Source organism: Salipiger sp. ABF4_146 (genome assembly GCF_056161345.1).
This window is the reverse complement of record NZ_JBSWYX010000001.1, coordinates 323694-339661: the sequence shown is the minus strand read 5'-3', so window position 1 is coordinate 339661 and position 15968 is coordinate 323694. Positions and strand designations below refer to the sequence as shown.

At 66.3% G+C, this 15968-nt stretch carries 15 protein-coding genes; 9 read left to right on the top strand and 6 right to left on the bottom strand.

The genetic code is table 11. The features are described 5' to 3' along the window. The first annotated feature begins 21 nt into the window (after nt 1-21). The 5 genes from ACXAJT_RS01655 to ACXAJT_RS01635 are packed head-to-tail and all read left to right on the top strand — an operon-like array spanning nt 22 to nt 5865. Entirely contained in the window at nt 22-462 is a 441-nt protein-coding gene (locus tag ACXAJT_RS01655; protein WP_475232299.1) for a TrgA family protein, read from the top strand. A 5-nt stretch (nt 463-467) separates the two neighbouring features. Then, a complete protein-coding gene (locus tag ACXAJT_RS01650) occupies nt 468-1592 on the top strand; it encodes an NUDIX domain-containing protein (protein ID WP_475232297.1) in 1125 nt (374 codons plus the stop codon). A 59-nt stretch (nt 1593-1651) separates the two neighbouring features. After that, on the top strand, nt 1652-2686 hold the full coding sequence (locus ACXAJT_RS01645; protein ID WP_475232295.1) for a cysteine synthase A: 1035 nt from the start codon (nt 1652-1654) through the stop codon (nt 2684-2686). Next, the gene (locus ACXAJT_RS01640; protein WP_475232293.1) at nt 2683-5139 is read left to right on the top strand and encodes a DUF3772 domain-containing protein; all 2457 of its coding nucleotides are present in this window, start codon (nt 2683-2685) and stop codon (nt 5137-5139) included. Before ACXAJT_RS01645 ends, ACXAJT_RS01640 begins: the two co-directional genes overlap by 4 nt. 9 nt (nt 5140-5148) lie before the next feature. Then, a complete protein-coding gene (locus ACXAJT_RS01635) occupies nt 5149-5865 on the top strand; it encodes an alanyl-tRNA editing protein (RefSeq protein WP_475232291.1) in 717 nt (238 codons plus the stop codon). 40 nt (nt 5866-5905) lie between these two features. On the opposite strand, the gene ACXAJT_RS01630 is transcribed toward ACXAJT_RS01635, so the two are convergent. The 5 genes from ACXAJT_RS01630 to ACXAJT_RS01610 form a co-directional block, all read right to left on the bottom strand. Beyond that, nucleotides 5906-6871, bottom strand: a complete 966-nt coding sequence (locus ACXAJT_RS01630) for a DMT family transporter (protein WP_475232289.1) — start codon at nt 6869-6871, stop codon at nt 5906-5908. 15 nt (nt 6872-6886) lie between these two features. Continuing rightward, the gene (locus tag ACXAJT_RS01625; protein WP_475232287.1) at nt 6887-7618 is read right to left on the bottom strand and encodes a DUF533 domain-containing protein; all 732 of its coding nucleotides are present in this window, start codon (nt 7616-7618) and stop codon (nt 6887-6889) included. A gap of 146 nt (nt 7619-7764) precedes the next feature. Then, nucleotides 7765-9183, bottom strand: a complete 1419-nt coding sequence (locus tag ACXAJT_RS01620) for a protein adenylyltransferase SelO (protein WP_475232279.1) — start codon at nt 9181-9183, stop codon at nt 7765-7767. A gap of 48 nt (nt 9184-9231) precedes the next feature. Beyond that, nucleotides 9232-9675 carry an N-acetyltransferase family protein gene (locus ACXAJT_RS01615; protein ID WP_475232277.1) on the bottom strand — a complete coding sequence of 148 codons (444 nt, stop codon included), beginning with the start codon at nt 9673-9675 and terminating at the stop codon, nt 9232-9234. Beyond that, nucleotides 9672-10607 (bottom strand): nucleoside hydrolase, encoded by a 936-nt coding sequence (locus ACXAJT_RS01610; protein ID WP_475232275.1) that lies wholly within the window; start codon nt 10605-10607, stop codon nt 9672-9674. The genes ACXAJT_RS01615 and ACXAJT_RS01610 overlap by 4 nt, the downstream gene beginning before the upstream one ends. A 228-nt stretch (nt 10608-10835) precedes the next feature. Between ACXAJT_RS01610 and zwf the strand changes: the two genes are divergently transcribed. The 4 genes from zwf (at nt 10836) to ACXAJT_RS01590 (ending at nt 15394) form a co-directional block, all read left to right on the top strand. Beyond that, nucleotides 10836-12293 (top strand): glucose-6-phosphate dehydrogenase, encoded by a 1458-nt coding sequence (gene zwf / locus ACXAJT_RS01605; RefSeq protein ID WP_475232273.1) that lies wholly within the window; start codon nt 10836-10838, stop codon nt 12291-12293. After that, the gene (gene pgl, locus ACXAJT_RS01600) at nt 12290-12967 is read left to right on the top strand and encodes a 6-phosphogluconolactonase (RefSeq protein WP_475232271.1); all 678 of its coding nucleotides are present in this window, start codon (nt 12290-12292) and stop codon (nt 12965-12967) included. The genes zwf and pgl overlap by 4 nt, the downstream gene beginning before the upstream one ends. Before the next feature lie 18 nt (nt 12968-12985). Beyond that, nucleotides 12986-14587, top strand: a complete 1602-nt coding sequence (gene pgi / locus ACXAJT_RS01595) for a glucose-6-phosphate isomerase (protein ID WP_475232761.1) — start codon at nt 12986-12988, stop codon at nt 14585-14587. A 111-nt stretch (nt 14588-14698) separates the two neighbouring features. Further along, a complete protein-coding gene (locus ACXAJT_RS01590; RefSeq protein WP_475232269.1) occupies nt 14699-15394 on the top strand; it encodes a PRC-barrel domain-containing protein in 696 nt (231 codons plus the stop codon). A 70-nt stretch (nt 15395-15464) separates the two neighbouring features. Here the strand turns inward: ACXAJT_RS01590 and ACXAJT_RS01585 are convergent, their stop codons facing one another. Continuing rightward, entirely contained in the window at nt 15465-15887 is a 423-nt protein-coding gene (locus tag ACXAJT_RS01585) for a cupin domain-containing protein (protein ID WP_475232759.1), read from the bottom strand. Nucleotides 15888-15968 lie beyond the last annotated feature (81 nt).

Here is a 15968-nt window from a genome sequence, read left to right as displayed (position 1 = left end):
GTGTTTTCGTGGGGCTTCTTCATGACCACTGCTGCGCGCCTCGTCGGCGCCCTTTGTCTTGCCGCTCTGGCCTACCTCGGCTCAGGCTATCTGATAACCAACATCCAAGAAATTCAGGATTTCGGGTATTTTCGCTGGGTGAATGTGGGGCTGGGGCTGGTCATCGGCTGGATGTTGCTCGGCGGGCAAGCGGCGCGCGGTTTGGCGCATGGCATCTCGGCGGGGCTGACCGCTGCCGCGGTGCTTGTGGCGGCGGGGCTGTTTGTGCAGTCTTTCAATGAGATGGTGCGTCTGGCGATGCGGCATCGCTACGATGGCCCGATGGAGGCCTTGGCGTCGGTGTTCCAGCTGGCGCTGGACTTTGGCGACTATCTGATTGATGGCGGCTTCATCGGGCTGATGCTCGTCGGTGCGGTCATCGCGGGCGTGCTGACCGAGTTCGCGGCGCGCAACTGGAGATAAGCGAGATGACGATTTTCCTGACCGGCACGCTGGCCTATGCGCCGCTGCTGGAGATCGTGCTTGGCCGCGCGCCGGTGCTGGAACCGGCAGCGCTACCGGATCACGTCGTGCTGACGCCCTCGGGCAGCGCCGATCAGTTGAGCCGCCTGCGTCCCGCCGAAGGCGAGGCAGCGCCGGGGCTGCTGCTGCGTGATGCGGGGCAGGAAGACGTCGACCGGCTGTGCTACTTCACGGGCTGGACCGAAGAAGAATTCTCCGACGTCCGGCTTCCCGGTGAGGCGGCGCCGGTGCGGGCGCCTGTGGACCGGGAAGCTGCGGATGCCACGGCGGAGCAGCGCCTTTTCGATGCGGAAAGCTGGCAGCGGACACACGGCACACTGGCCTGCGAGATCGCGCGCGAGATCATCGGGGGCTACGGCAAGCGCCCGGCGGCGATGGTGCGGCGGATCCGGCCGTTTCTGGCGGCGCGGGCTTGGTCGCGGGCGCTGGCGGATCGCGAAACGCCCTGTACGCTGCGCTCGGACCGCAGCCGCGATGGTGCGGTGCGGATAGTCTCGGATCGCTCTGCGCATGACGGGTTCTTCGGGCTGCGGGAGTTTTCGCTGCAGCACGAGCGGTTCGATGGCGGCATGTCAGACGTTGTCCAGCGCGAGGGCTTTGTCGCCTATGACGCGGCGCTGGTGCTGCCCTATGATCCGCAGCGCGATCTGGTGCTGCTGATCGAACAGATGCGCTATGGCCCGATCCTGCGACAAGACCGGCACCCGTGGGTGCTGGAGCCTATTGCCGGGCTGGTGGATGCGGGCGAAAGCCCGGAAAATTGCGCCCGGCGCGAGGCGGTCGAAGAGGCGGGGCTGCATCTGGGCGCGCTGGAGCCGATGGTGCGGGTCTATGCCTCGCCGGGCTATACCAGCGAGTTTTTCCATTGCTTCCTTGGGCTAAGCGATCTGGGCGAGCATGGCGGCGGGATCAACGGCCTCGACAGCGAGAACGAAGACATCCGCAGCCATGTGCTGGGCTTTGACGACGCGATGGCGCTGGTGGAAAGCGGCGAGGTCAACGCCGGGCCGCTGGCGATGATGCTGCTCTGGCTCGCACGGGCGCGTGAAAGGCTCCGCGCGGCGGCTTGAGTTCACCCCACGCACGCCCTACACCTGTGCCCCAACGGTTAGACGAAGGGGAGATACCCATGCGGGTGGCAAAGGATCTGGCACAGGCGGTTGGCAATACGCCGATGATCCGGCTTAAGAAAGCCAGCGAGTTGACGGGGTGCGAAATCCTCGCCAAGGCCGAGTTCATGAACCCGGGCCAGTCGGTGAAAGACCGCGCGGCGCTGTTCATCATCCGTGACGCGATGGAGAAGGGCCTGCTGGAACCCGGCGGCACCATCGTCGAGGGCACGGCGGGCAACACCGGCATCGGCCTCGCGCTGGTCGGTGCGTCGATGGGCTTTCGCACGGTGATCGTGATTCCCGAGACCCAGTCTCAGGAGAAGAAAGACATGATCCGTCTGGCCGGCGCTGAACTGGTGCAGGTTCCGGCGGCCCCCTACCGCAACCCCAACAACTATGTGCGCTATTCGGGGCGTCTGGCCGAGCAACTGGCCAAGACCGAAAAGCACGGCGCGATCTGGGCCAACCAGTTCGACAACGTGGCCAACCGTCTGGCCCACGTGGAAACCACCGGCCCGGAGGTCTGGGAGCAGACCGGCGGCAAGGTCGACGGCTTCATCTGCGCCGTCGGCTCGGGCGGCACGCTGGCCGGCGTCGCCGAGGCGCTGCAGCCGAAGGGCGTGAAGGTCGGGCTGGCCGATCCGATGGGCGCGGCGCTTTACAACTACTACAAGCACGGCGAGCTTAAGTCCGAGGGCGACTCGATCACCGAGGGAATCGGGCAGGGCCGGATCACTGCCAACCTCGAAGGGTTCACCCCCGACTTCGCCTATCAGGTGCCCGACGCCGAGGCGCTGCCGGTGGTCTTTGATCTGCTGTCCGAAGAGGGGCTCTGCGTCGGCGGCTCGTCCGGCATCAACGTCGGCGGCGCGATGCGGATGGCCAAGGAAATGGGCCCGGGCCACACCATCGTCACCGTGCTGTGCGACTACGGCACCCGCTATCAGTCGAAACTGTTCAACCCGAGCTTCCTGCGCTCGCGTGAGCTGCCGGTTCCCGGCTGGCTTGATCGGTCGCCTGCGTCGATCCCGGGTGTCTTCGAGGACGTATGATTGCCCTGATCCGGCGCGGCTTTGCCGCCTTCGCGATGCTTCTGCTCTGCGCGACCCTCGTGGTCGCGCAGACGGAGTCGGACATTGACTATCAAGAGTGGTTCGACACCGTCGAACAGGCCGATGCGCTGATCGACAGTGGTTCGGCGACGGTCAAGCAATACGAAGACATGCGCCGCGAGGTCGCCGGTTGGCGGGACAGTTTCCTGCAGGCCGAAAGCACCAACGCGGGCCGCATCGACACGCTTCAGTCACAGCTTGATACGCTGGGGCCACCTCCGGCGGAGGGCGAAACCGAAGCCGAGGATATCGCGCAACGCCGGGCCGATCTCAACGATCAGCTGTCGCAAGCACAGGCGCCGGGCCGGCGCGCGCAAGAGGCTTACACGCAGGCCAATGGGCTGATCGCCGAGATCGACGGCAACATTCGCGAGCTGCAGACGACCCGGCTGCTGACCCTCGGACCGTCGCCGCTCAATCCGCAGCTTTGGGGGCCCGCCTTCGGCGAGGTCATGGAGGCGGGCAGATCGGTGATCGCGGGCGTGCGCGAGAACCTCGCCGCAGACACCACCCGCGCAACCGCGCGCGAGAACCTGCCGGTGATCGTGCTGTTGGTGGGTCTGTCTTTCCTGCTGCTGATCCGCGGCCCGCATTGGATCCGAAAACTCGAGAACATGCTGCGCCGGCGCACTCGCCGGGGCACAGGCGTCTGGCGCTTCGTCGCCTCGCTGGGCTCGATCATCCTGCCGCTGGCGGGGCTGATCCTGCTGGTGGTGGCCGCCGAGATCTCAGGGCTGCCGGGCGAGAACTTTAACGTCATCCTGATCACCGTGCCGATCTGGGGCATGGTGCTGCTCTATATCCGGTGGCTGGCCGACCAGAGCTTCAACAGCGACGACTCCATCGCCACCATGCCGCTGCCCAGCTGGCAGCGGACCGAAGCGTGGCTGTATTCGTCGGTGCTTGCGATGCTCTTCGTGCTGCGCGGCATGGGCGAGACGCTGGCCGAGCTGTACGGGTTCAGCGAAGAGACCGTGGCGGTGCTCGACTTCCCGCTGCTGCTGCTGTCGGCGCTGATGCTATTCCGGCTTGGCCTGATCCTGTCGGGCATGAGCGTTGAGGACAGCGAGGAGAGCGACGGCGAGGGCACCTTGCTGGAGGGCTCCACCTTCCGCATGCAGATCGCCCGGCTGATCGGGCGCGGCGCCGTTCTGATGGCGATTGCCGGGCCGATCCTCGCGGCGGTGGGCTATCATCGGGTCGGGCAGGGCATGGTGTTTCCCGCCGTCCAGACCTTGTCGCTGCTGGCGCTGGTTCTGGTGCTGCAGCGCTTCGTCCGCGATCTTTACAGCCTGATCACCCGCAAGGATCCCAACGATAGCCTCGTGACGGTTCTGGCGGGCTTCGTGATCGTTCTCCTGTCGCTGCCGGCGCTGGCGCTGATCTGGGGCGCGCGGGTGGCCGATCTCACCGAGCTTTGGGCGCGGTTCCAAGAGGGCTTCCTGCTTGGCGATACACGCATTTCGCCGACCAGCTTCCTGACCATGCTGGTGGTCTTCGTCATCGGCTACAGCGTCACGCGGCTGCTGCAGAGCGGGCTGCGCAGCTCGATCCTGCCCAAGACCCGGCTCGACATCGGCGGGCAGAACGCGGTGGTTTCGGGGCTGGGCTACGCCGGCGTGATGCTGGCGGCGGTGTTCGCGATCACCGCGGCGGGGATCAACCTCACCGCGCTTGGCTATGTCATCTCGGCGCTGTCGGTGGGCATCGGCTTTGGCCTGCAGAACATCGTGCAGAACTTCGTGTCGGGGATCATCCTGCTGATCGAACGGCCGATCAGTCAGGGTGACTGGATCGAGGTCGGCCCCAACATGGGCATCGTCAAAGACATCTCGGTGCGCGCCACGCGGATCGAGACCTTCGACCGCACCGATGTGATCGTGCCGAACTCGGACTTCATCTCGGGGACGGTGACCAACTTCACCCGCGGCAACGTCATCGGCCGGGTGTTCGTCTCGGTCGGCGTCGCCTATGGCACCGACACGCGTAAGGTGCAGGACATCCTGCTGCGCATCGTCCGCCAGCACGACATGGTTCTGCTGAACCCCGAACCCTCGGTGATCTTCGCGCGCTTCGGCGCCGATGCGCTGGAGTTCGAGATCCGCGCCATCGTGCGCGACGTGAACCACAAGCTCGACATCCTGTCGGACTTCAACCACGAGATCGCCCGCCGCTTTGGCGAGGAAGGGATCGAGATCCCCTTCGCGCAGCGCGACATCTGGCTGCGCAACCCCGAAACGCTGCGCGCCAACGCCGAGCCGCCAAAACCGGAGCGCGAGGCGCGCGACGGCGAGAAGGTGGCGCAGCAGCAGGCGCCGCGCGACAGCGACACAGACACCGCCACCGAGCGTCGGGACGAAGATTTTCCGACCACCGGTCCGGAAGATGCCTAGGAGAGAAAGTTGACCGAGCGTCTGTTCCTTGAAGATGCCTACCGCCGCGAAGCGCCGGGCGAAGTGATTGGCCTGACCGAAGAGGGCGGGATCATCCTTGATGCCGCGCTGTTCTATGCCACCGGCGGCGGGCAGCCCGGCGACAGCGGCCGTCTGAGCTGGCCCGGCGGCGAGATAGAGATCGCCACGGCGGTGAAGGGCGAGGCAGATGCCATTGTTTTGGTGCCCGCCGAGCCCAAGCCGCTGCCGATGGTCGGCGCGCATGTCACGCAGCACATCGACTGGGAGCGTCGGCACCGGCACATGCGCGTGCACACGGCGTTGCACCTGTTGTCGGTGGCGCTGCCGCTGCCGGTCACCGGCGGGCAGATCGGGGCGGGCAAGGGCCGGCTGGATTTCCTCATGCCCGAGCCGCCCGAGGACCGCGAGGCGCTGGAAGCGCAGCTCAACGCCTTCGTCGCCTCTGACCTTCCGGTGAGCGAGGAGTGGATCACCGAGGCGCAGCTGGAGGCCAACCCCGATCTGGTCAAGACGATGAGCGTGCAGCCGCCGCGCGGCGCTGGCCACGTGCGACTGGTGCGGATCGGTGACGGTGGCGATCAGATTGATCTGCAGCCCTGCGGCGGCACGCATGTGGCGCGCACCGGCGAGATCGGAACCATCCGCCTTGGCAAGATCGAGAACAAGGGCAAGCAGAACCGGCGGGTGAACCTGCTGGTCGAGTGACGCGAGAGGCGCGTGCCGGGGAAGCCCGCCTGCGCCGGTCTTAGGGCCGCGCGGCGGGCGGCGGTGCAGGGGGCTCTGCCCCCTCGGCGCAGGGCGCCTCACCCCCGGCGTATTTTGAAAGAGAAGAAGACGCCGGGCGGCGGCGGGTGTTGAGGATGTAAAGCGCGAGGCTGGTGACCACGATGGCACCGCCGAGCATCATCCGCGGGCTGGGGGCTTCATCGAGGAAGGCCCAGACCCAGATCGGCCCAAGCACCGTCTCCAGAAGCATCAGCAGGCTGACGTTGGCGGCCGCGGTGTGCCGCGAGGCGGAACTGAGGCAGAAGAACGAGATCGGCAGGATCAGCAGCCCGGTGGCGAGGATCGGCAGGGCGTGCCCGTCCGTCAGCGCGCCCGGCGCGATCAGCGTCAGACCCAAGCCCCCCGAGATCAGCGCGCCGCTGCCCATGGCAGGCAGCAGCGGCAGGCGCGGCGCATGGCGCAGGGTGACGAAGTTCAGGCCGAGGGTCAGCGCCACCCCCAGCCCGCAGAGCGCGCCGATCAACGTGTTCTCGCCCGACGCCGTGCCGTGCTGCAGATCGGATTTGCCGCTCACTGCCAGCGCGATCCCCAGAAGCACCGCCGCCATGGTGATCCATGTGGCGCGGCTTGTCGGCTCGGCGTAGAGCAGCCGCGAGAGCAGCGCGGCCCAGACCGGCATCGTCGCGACCGCCAGCAGCACCACCGCCACCGGGGCCATCGCAATGCCGAGCGCGAAGAGCGCAGCGTTGGCGCTTTGGCAGGCGATGACGGTCAGCCCGGGCCGGGTGAGCAGCAGATGCAGGTTGCGCGGGGCGCGGCTGGTGAGCAGGAAAATCGCCCAGAACACCGCGCCGAGCGCCAGCGCGCGCCACACCAGCATCGCCAGCCCATCCATCTGCGACATGCGCATCAGCAGCGTGTCGGGGGTCAGGACGAGGGCGCCCAGGGCGGCGAGCCCCAGGCCATAGTGCGGCGATTTCTGCATGCGGGCCTTCGGTGGTCAGGTGTACAGCGGCTGCAGGCCCATCTGCATGTGCAGCGCGTTGACCGCGGTCTCCGGCAGGCCCATCGCCTTGGCGAGACGATCCAGATACTCCGCCTCTTTCTGCGTGTCCACCGTGATGGTCATCAGCGAGGCGGAATAGACCTGCGTCTTCTGCGCGTCGGGCGTGTCCTTGGCCAGTCCCTCGGGGTCGACCTTGGCCGCCAGTTGCGCCTTGACGAAGGCCATGTCCTCGGCGCTGGCATCGTCGCCGAGCGTGTCCAGCAGCTTGGCCTGTTCGGCCTTGTCGATATCGCCGTCGGCTTTGGCGGCTTGGATCATCGCGCGCAGCATCAGGCCGGCGGCGGTCTCGGCTTCGGGCGCGCTTTGCACCGCGCTCATCTGGTCGAGCATGCCGCCGATGTTCTTGCCGCCCATATTGGCCGCCTTGGCCACCGCGGCGAGCATCCCGGCCAGCCCGGTGCTTGCCGCCTGACCGGCCTGATCCATACCGGGCAGGCTGCCCATGCCGCTTTTCTGCAGCTGTTCCATGATCGCGCCGAGCGGGTTGCCGTTGCCGCCGAGCATCTTGCCCATCTGCGCCTGAAGGCTGGTGCCCGGCTCGGACCCCGGCATCTGCGCCTTGCCGCCGATCAGCGGCCCGAGCCCCTGTTCGCCCGAGAGACGGTCGACCCCGCGCGCGGCGGCGTATCCGATGGCGACCTTCGCCAGTGTGCCCATGAGGCTCATCTTCTCGCTCCCTTGGTTGCGGGCGGCCCAAGCTGGCGCCCCAAGGGCAGCTTGCCGCACCGACCGGCAGGCGTGAAGGGAAAACCTTTGCGCGTCTGCTCGTTGGGCCCGCCTTTGCGCGTTTTGGCGAAATGACGCCGAGAGCTTTAGGTGCCGCAGAAGGTGGCCTGCACGACCTCGGTGGGCAGCGGCGGGCGGCGCAGCTCTGCGGCCTCCGGCTGGTCGTCGTAGGGGCGCGAAAGCACGGCGTTGAGATGATGGAAGGGCCGCTCGTCTCCCTCGAGCGCGGCGGCGATCATCTGTTCGATCCGGTGGTTGCGCGGGATGAAGGCCGGGTTGCTGCGGCGCATCAGCGCTTCGGCGTCCGGCGCATCCGACAGCCGGGTCTGCCAGCGCGTATGCCAAGCGTCATAGGCGGCGCGGTCGGTGATCTCGTCGCGGGCCGAGCCGGTCGCGAGGGCGCGGAAGGTGTTGGTAAAATCGGACCCGCCCGCCTGCATCATGCCCAGCAGGTCGGCGATCAGCGGCGCATCCTCGGCCTGTGGCTCGGAGAGCCCCAGCTTGGCACCGAACCGGCGCAGCCACGCGGCGCGGATCAGGTTGGGCATGCCGTTGACGATCGCAGTGAACTCGTCCACCGCGGCCTGCTGATCCTGCACCAAGGGCACCAGCGCCGTCGCGAGCTGCGCCATGTTCCAGACGATCACATCCGCCTGCGCCTGATAGGCATAGCGGCCGTGACGGTCGATCGACGAGTAGACGGTGCCCGGATCATACTGATCCATGAAGGCGCAGGGGCCGTAGTCGATGGTCTCGCCGGAGAGGGTGCAATTGTCGGTGTTCATCACGCCGTGGATGAAGCCGAGCGACATCCAGTGCGCCACCAGATCGGCCTGCCGGGCGCAGACGGCGGCGAGCAGTTCTCCGGGTGTTTCGGCTTCGGGGTAGTGCCGGGCGCGGGTGTAGTCGAACAGCTGCTGCAACTGGTCGTATTGCTGCCGCGAGGCGAAAAGCTGGAAGGTGCCGACGCGGATATGGCTGGCGGCGACGCGGGTGAGCACCGCGCCGGGCAGCACGGTTTCGCGGTAGATGTCGTCGCCGGTGCGCACCGCGGCCAGCGCGCGGGTGGTGGGCACGCCAAGCGCGTGCATCGCCTCAGAGATCACATATTCGCGCAGCACCGGGCCGAGCGCCGCACGGCCATCGCCGCGGCGCGAGAACGGGGTCGGCCCCGAGCCCTTGAGCTGGATGTCGCGGCGCGTGCCGCTGGCGTCGACCACCTCGCCCAGCAGCAGCGCGCGGCCGTCGCCCAGTTGCGGGGAGAACCCGCCGAACTGGTGGCCAGCGTAGATCTGCGCCAGCGGCTCGGCGCCGTCGGGCAGGGCGTTGCCGGCAAAGATCGCGGCGAGCAGCGGGTCGTCCTCGCCGGTGATACCGAGGTCCTTGGCCAGCGCGCTGTTAAACGCGATAAGCTGCGGTGCGGCCACGCGGGCCGGGTCGAGCCGGGCGAAGAAGCCGTCGGGCAGGCGCGCGTAGCTGTTGTCGAATGGGATCGAGAGGGTCATGCCCATGACATAAGGCGCGTGGCGGGGAACGAAAAGCCCCCGGCGCGCCTACAGCGTGCAGCGCATCATGGTCGCTTCAAGGTCCTGCAGGCGGGCGCGGCGGCAGAAGCGTTGCAGCGCCTCGTCTTCGCGGGCGACCTCCATCTGCAGCGCGGTAACGCCGCCCTGACGCAGCGCTTGGGTCAGTTGGAACAGCGCTTCGCTGCCCATGCCGCGCCGGCGCACCGCGGGGCGCACGTAGATCTGGTCAAGCGTGGCGGTCAGGCCGCCGCTTTCCACCGACCAGCCAAAGGAGGCCACGACGTAGCCCACCGGTGCCTTGCGCGGCCCGATCAGCCAGATCGCGCCCTGCGGCGCGCCTTCGAGCAACGGGGTAAGGGCGGCGGCGAGATGGGTCTCATCGGGCTGGCCGGCGCGTTCGGTCTGAAAACTGGCCACCATGGGCAGCAGGCGCTCGAGATCGTCGGGGCCGGCGAGATGCAGCGATTTCATAGTTTGGCCAGTCTTTCGGTCAGCAGGGTGAAGAAGGCATCGGCATCAAGATCACCGATGAATGTGGCGTTGGGCGCGCGGTCCGAGACGCGCCACCAGTCGGCAACGGTCATGCCGCGGGTGAGGTCCGAGGTGGTTTCGATCTCGACGTTGATGTGCCGCCCCGAGAAGATCTCCGGGGTGATCAGATAGGCGGTGACGCATGGATCGTGCAGCGGCGCGCCCTCGGAACCGTATTTTTCCAGATCGAACCGCTCGAAAAAGTCGGTCATCTCGGCGACCGCCGTGCCGACCTTCGTGCCAAGCGCGCGGAACGCGGCGTTGCGCGTGGGGGTGACGAGCGCCTTGTGGGTCACGTCGAGCGGCATCACCACCAGCGGCACCCCGGCAGCAAACACCTCGGCGGCGGCTTCGGGATCGACGAAGATGTTGAACTCGGCGGCGGGGCTGATGTTGCCGACCTCGAAATAGGCGCCGCCCATCAGGACGATTTCCTGCACCCGCGGGATGATGTCCGGCGCGCGGCGGAAGGCGGTGGCGATATTGGTCAGCGGGCCAAGCGGGCAGAGGGTGACAGAGCCGGCGGGCTCGTGGCGCAGCGTGTCGATGATGAAATCGACCGCATGGGCGTCTTGCAGCGGCATTTCCGGGTCGGGCAGCACCGGGCCGTCGAGCCCGGTCTTGCCGTGCACATGCTCGGCGGTGACCAGCGGGCGCGACAGCGGGGCGTCACATCCGGCGAACACCGGCACGTCGGTGCGGCCCGCCAGTTCCAGCACAATCCGCGCATTGCGCGACGTCAGTGTCAGCGGGACGTTCCCGGCCACGGCGGTCAGGCCCAGAAGCTCGACCTCGGGAGAGGCCAGCGCCAGCAGAATGGCAATCGCGTCGTCCTGTCCGGGATCGGTATCGATGATGATGCGTCGTGCCATGCTCTGCCCGTCTTGTTCGTCTGATCCTTGCGTCGCACGGGGGCCGGTCCGGTTCAAGCGAACTGTGCGGCTTCGGCAAATGGTCACCGGCTGGTTACCCGCGCCGCTTTATCCTATCGCTGCCATTGCCGCGTGGTCGCAGGATGTTAGACTCGGCTGCAGCAATGGGGTAGGCAGATGGCGGTTAGCGCTAACCGCCGCACGTACAAGAATCGGAGACAGCCCGAGATGGTTTCCCGCGTCATTCCCGTCGATCCGTTCGACTTGGTCATTTTTGGGGGCACCGGCGATCTCGCCCGGCGCAAAATTCTGCCCGGCCTGTACCGCCGCTATTGCTCGGGGCAGATGCCCGAGGGGTCGCGGGTGATCGGTGCCGCGCGCTCGGACATGAGCGTGGACGAGTATCGCGACATGGTGCGCGAGGCGATCCGCGAATTCAGCAAAGCCAAATGCGATGAGGCCGCGCTGGAAGAGTTCCTTGACCTGCTTGGCTATGTGGCGGTGGATGCCCGCGGCGAGGGCGGCTGGGACGACCTCAAGAACGCTCTGCGCGACGATGACGACATCGTGCGCGCCTTCTACTTCTCGGTGGGGCCGAGCCTGTTTGGTGATCTCGCCGAGGGGCTGCGCAGCCACGGGCTGACCAACCCGGCGGTGCGGATCGTCGTCGAAAAACCCTTTGGCCATGATCTGGAAAGCGCGCGCGCCCTCAACGCGGAACTGGCGCGTCACTTCGACGAGACGCAGATCTATCGCATCGACCACTATCTCGGCAAAGAGACGGTTCAGAACCTGATGGCGGTGCGTTTCGGAAATATGCTGTTCGAGCCGCTGTGGAACGCGCAATACGTGGATCACATCCAGATCACCGTGGCCGAAACCGTCGGCGTGGCAGGCCGGGGCAGCTATTACGACAAGTCCGGCGCGATGCGGGACATGGTGCAGAACCACCTAATGCAGCTTTTGTGCCTCATCGCCATGGAGCCGCCGGCGCGATTCGAGCCGGACTCGGTGCGCGATGAGAAGCTCAAGGTGATCCGTGCGCTCGATCCGGTGGACCCCGAGAGCATCGTGCGCGGGCAGTATACCTCGGATGGGTCGATGAGTTCCTACCGCGAGGACGTGGAGAACCCCGCCTCGAAGACCGAGAGCTTCATCGCCATGAAGTGCTACATCTCGAACTGGCGGTGGGCGAATACCCCGTTTTATCTGCGCACGGGTAAAAGGCTCGGGGCGCAGGCCAGCGAGATCGCCGTGGTGTTCAAGGACGCGCCGCATTCGATCTTCGGCATGGACGCCGGGCGGCACCGGAACATGCTGTCGATCCGCCTGCAGCCGAACGAGGGCATGACGCTGGGCGTCACCATCAAAGAGCCGGGCCCGGGCGGCATGCGTCTGGTTGACGTGCCGCTCGACATGTCTTTCGCCGAAGCGCTGGGGGCGGATGCCGAGGATGCACCTGACGCTTATGAGCGGCTGATCATGGACGTGATCCGTGGCAACCAGACGCTGTTCATGCGCGGCGACGAGGTCGAGGCCGCATGGGCTTGGACCGATCCGCTGATCGAGGGCTGGGAGCGCCGCGGCGACAACCCCAAGCCGTATGACGCGGGCAGCACCGGGCCGGATGACGCCGCATTCCTGATCAACAAGGACGGCCGCCGCTGGCGGGCGATCAAGACATGACCTACGAATTCCGTGAATATCCCGACCGCGAAATGCTGGCCATCGATCTGGCCAATATGATCGCCGGAGAGCTGCGGGCGCAGCTCTCGCACAGCAAGCGCGTGTCGCTTGCCGTGCCCGGCGGCACCTCGCCGGGGCCGATCTTTGATGCGCTCAGCGCCACGTCGCTCGACTGGGATCGGGTGGACGTGCTGCTGGGCGATGAACGCTGGGTGCCGGAAACCTCGGAACGCTCGAACACCAAGCTGCTGCGCGAACGGCTGCTGACCGGCAAGGCCGCGGCGGCGACGCTGCTGCCGCTCTACGCCGAGGCTGAGACCCCCGAGGAAAAGCTCGACGCGCTGTCCGAGGCGATCAAGCCGTCGCTGCCGCTGGGGGTGGTGCTGCTGGGCATGGGCACCGATCTGCACACGGCGTCGATTTTCCCCGGCGCCGACAAGCTGTCCGAGGCGCTTTCGTCCAAGGCGCCGGTGCTGCTGCCGATGCGCGCGCCCGGCGCGCCCGAGCCGCGTATCACGCTGACAGCCCCGGTGCTCGACGGCGCACTGAGCAAGCATGTGCTCATTTTCGGGGCGGAGAAACGCGCGGCTCTGGAAAACGCCAAAGGTCTGCCGCCCGAGGAGGCGCCGATCAACGCGGTGCTCGATCAGGCAGTGGTGCACTGGGCCGAGTAACGCTAGTTCTACGCACGGATCAACACGGGAAGAACCTTTATGTGGGATGACCTCAAACGCCTTGCGACCGCGCGTGAAGGCCGCCGGATCGACGCGCTTTTTGCCGAAGACGCGGACCGGGCGGAAAGCTTCTCGGTCAGCGCCGAGGGGATGCTCTTCGACTACTCCAAGACGCAAATCGATGCCGAGGTCTTCGCGGCACTGCTGGAGGTGGCCAAAGGCGCGGATGTCGAAGCGCGGCGCGATGCGATGTTCGGCGGCGCAAAGATCAATGAGACCGAGGGCAGGGCGGTGTTGCACACCGCGCTGCGCAATCTTGCCGGAACCCCCGTCGAGGTGGATGGCAAGGACGTCATGCCCGAGGTTCTGGACACGCTCACACGCATGGAGGCGCTGGCCACCGAGGTGCGCGGCTCGCAGATCACCGATGTGGTGAACATCGGCATCGGCGGCTCGGACCTTGGCCCCAAGATGGGCACCATAGCGCTGGCGCCCTATCACGACGGTCCGCGCTGCCATTTCGTGTCCAACGTCGATGGCGCCGATATCGCCGATGCGCTGGCGCAATGCGCGCCCGAGACGACGCTGTTCATCATCGCCTCGAAGACGTTCACCACCATCGAGACGATGACCAACGCGCGCACCGCCTGGAACTGGCTCGAAGCAAAGGGCGTCAGCACCGACGGCAAGTTCGTCGCGCTGTCGTCCAACAAAGAGAAGGCGGGCGAATGGGGCATTCCCGAGAGCCGCGTCTTCGGGTTCGAGGACTGGGTCGGCGGGCGCTATTCGATGTGGGGGCCGATCGGGCTTTCGATGATGATCGCCGTGGGCCCCGAGAACTTCCGTGCCTTCCTCGAAGGTGGGCAGGCGATGGATACGCATTTCCGCAGCGCGCCGCTGGAGGCCAATATGCCGGTGCTGCTGGCGCTGGTGGGCATGTGGCACAATCAGGTGCTGGGCCACGCCACGCGCGCCGTGCTGCCCTATGAGAACCGTCTCGCGCGGCTGCCGGCCTACCTGCAGCAGTTGGAGATGGAGAGCAACGGCAAGTCCGTCGCGATGGACGGCGAGACGCTGGCGTTCGACAGCGGGCCGGTGGTCTGGGGCGAGCCCGGCACCAACGGTCAGCACGCCTTTTACCAGCTGATCCATCAGGGCACCCGCGTGGTCCCCTGCGAGTTCATGGTCGGCGCGCGCAGCCACGAGCCGGACCTGCGGCATCATCACGAGCTGCTGCTGGCCAACTGCCTCGCGCAGTCCGAGGCGCTGATGCGCGGGCGCGATCTGGACGAGGCGCGCGGCAAGGTTGCCGGGAAATTCGAGGGTGCAGAACTGGAGCGCCAGGCCAAGCACCGGGTGTTCCCGGGCAACCGCCCGTCGACCACGCTGATGTACCAGCAGCTTGATCCGCGCACGCTGGGGATGATCGTCGCGCTCTATGAGCACCGGGTGTTCGTCGAAGGGGTGATCCTTGATATCAACTCCTACGATCAATGGGGTGTGGAGCTTGGCAAAGAGCTTGCGACCGCGCTCGGCCCGATCGTGTCCGGCGAGGCCAGCGCCGACGACAAAGACGGCTCGACCCGGCAACTCGTCGCATACGCACAACGGAATACGTAAAAAAGTTCCATAGATTCAATGGAATTAATTGTAGGGCCCGGCAGGAACACTGCCGGGCCCTGCGTGTTGTGGTGGCAGACAAGATGACGAACTCATGAAGGAGGAGACACCATGAAACGTCTTACCACCACCGCCGCAATCATCGCCCTGACTGCAGGTACCGCCGCTTACGCCGACAACCACAACGCCGACGCCGCGATGGAGAACGCCGACGCCGCCGTGGAAAACGCCGAGCAGGCGCTGGAAAACACCGGTGACGCGATTGCCAACGAGACCGAAGAGACGGTTGCCGAAGGCGAGCAGGCCATGGAAGAGGCCGGCGACGCGATGGCCGAAGCTGGCAACGAGATGGAGCAGGAAGCCGAGGAAATGGGCAATGAGATGGCCCAAGCCGGCGACGAAATGGAGCAGGAAGCCAACGAGATGGCCAACTCCATGGGCAACCCGTTCGAGAATGACGAAGACGGCCTGATCCGCACCCGCGACATCACCGGCGGCGCAGTCTACGCAATCGACGCGGACGGCGAAGCCAGCGACTGGGATAGCGAGACGACCTACGACAGCGTCTCGGACGAATGGGACAACGTTGGCGAGATCGAAGACATCGTTCTGAACGCCGACGGCTCGTTCAAGGGCATCGTGGCCGAAGTTGGCGGCTTCCTCGACATCGGTGACAAGCACGTGATGCTCGAGATCAACAACGCCAAGTTCGTGCCGATCGACGATGGCTCCTATTCGGTCGTCACCAACATGACCGCCGAAGAACTGGAGAACCTTGAAGACATCGACGAAGGCCCGATGAACTAAGAGTTTCTCGCTTTGACACGGAAAGGCCGGGGCGCATTGCCCCGGCCTTTTTGCGTGCGAACTTTCGGCATTAGGGAATGTCGAAACCGGGCTCGGCCAGATCGAATCCCTCGAAACGAAAGCCGGGCGAGACGGTGCAGCCAACCAGCGTCCACGCGCCCAAGCTGCGTGCCGCCTGCCAGTGCCCTTCGGGCACGACGCGCTGCGGGCGCGCGCCCGACGCCAGTTCCGGGCCAAGCAGATGATCGGTGCGCGGGCCGGTCGCATGCTCGGAGATCGACAGTTCCAGCGCGGCCCCGGCGTAATAATGCCAGATCTCGGCGGCATCGACGCGGTGCCAGTGGCTGCGCTCACCGGCGCGCAGCAGGAAGTAGATGCAGGTGCCCGCCGGGCGGGAGTCGCCCTCGCGATCCGCCACCCACGTCTGGCGGTAATGCCCGCCTTCGGGATGCGGCGTGAGGCGCAAAAGGCTGATGATCTCCTCGGCGGTCATAGGGGTCGTCACGGCATCCTCCGTTCGCTGCGCTGATGGGCTGTTTACGCTTTGTGGCAAAGCATGGGGCGGTGAGGAACC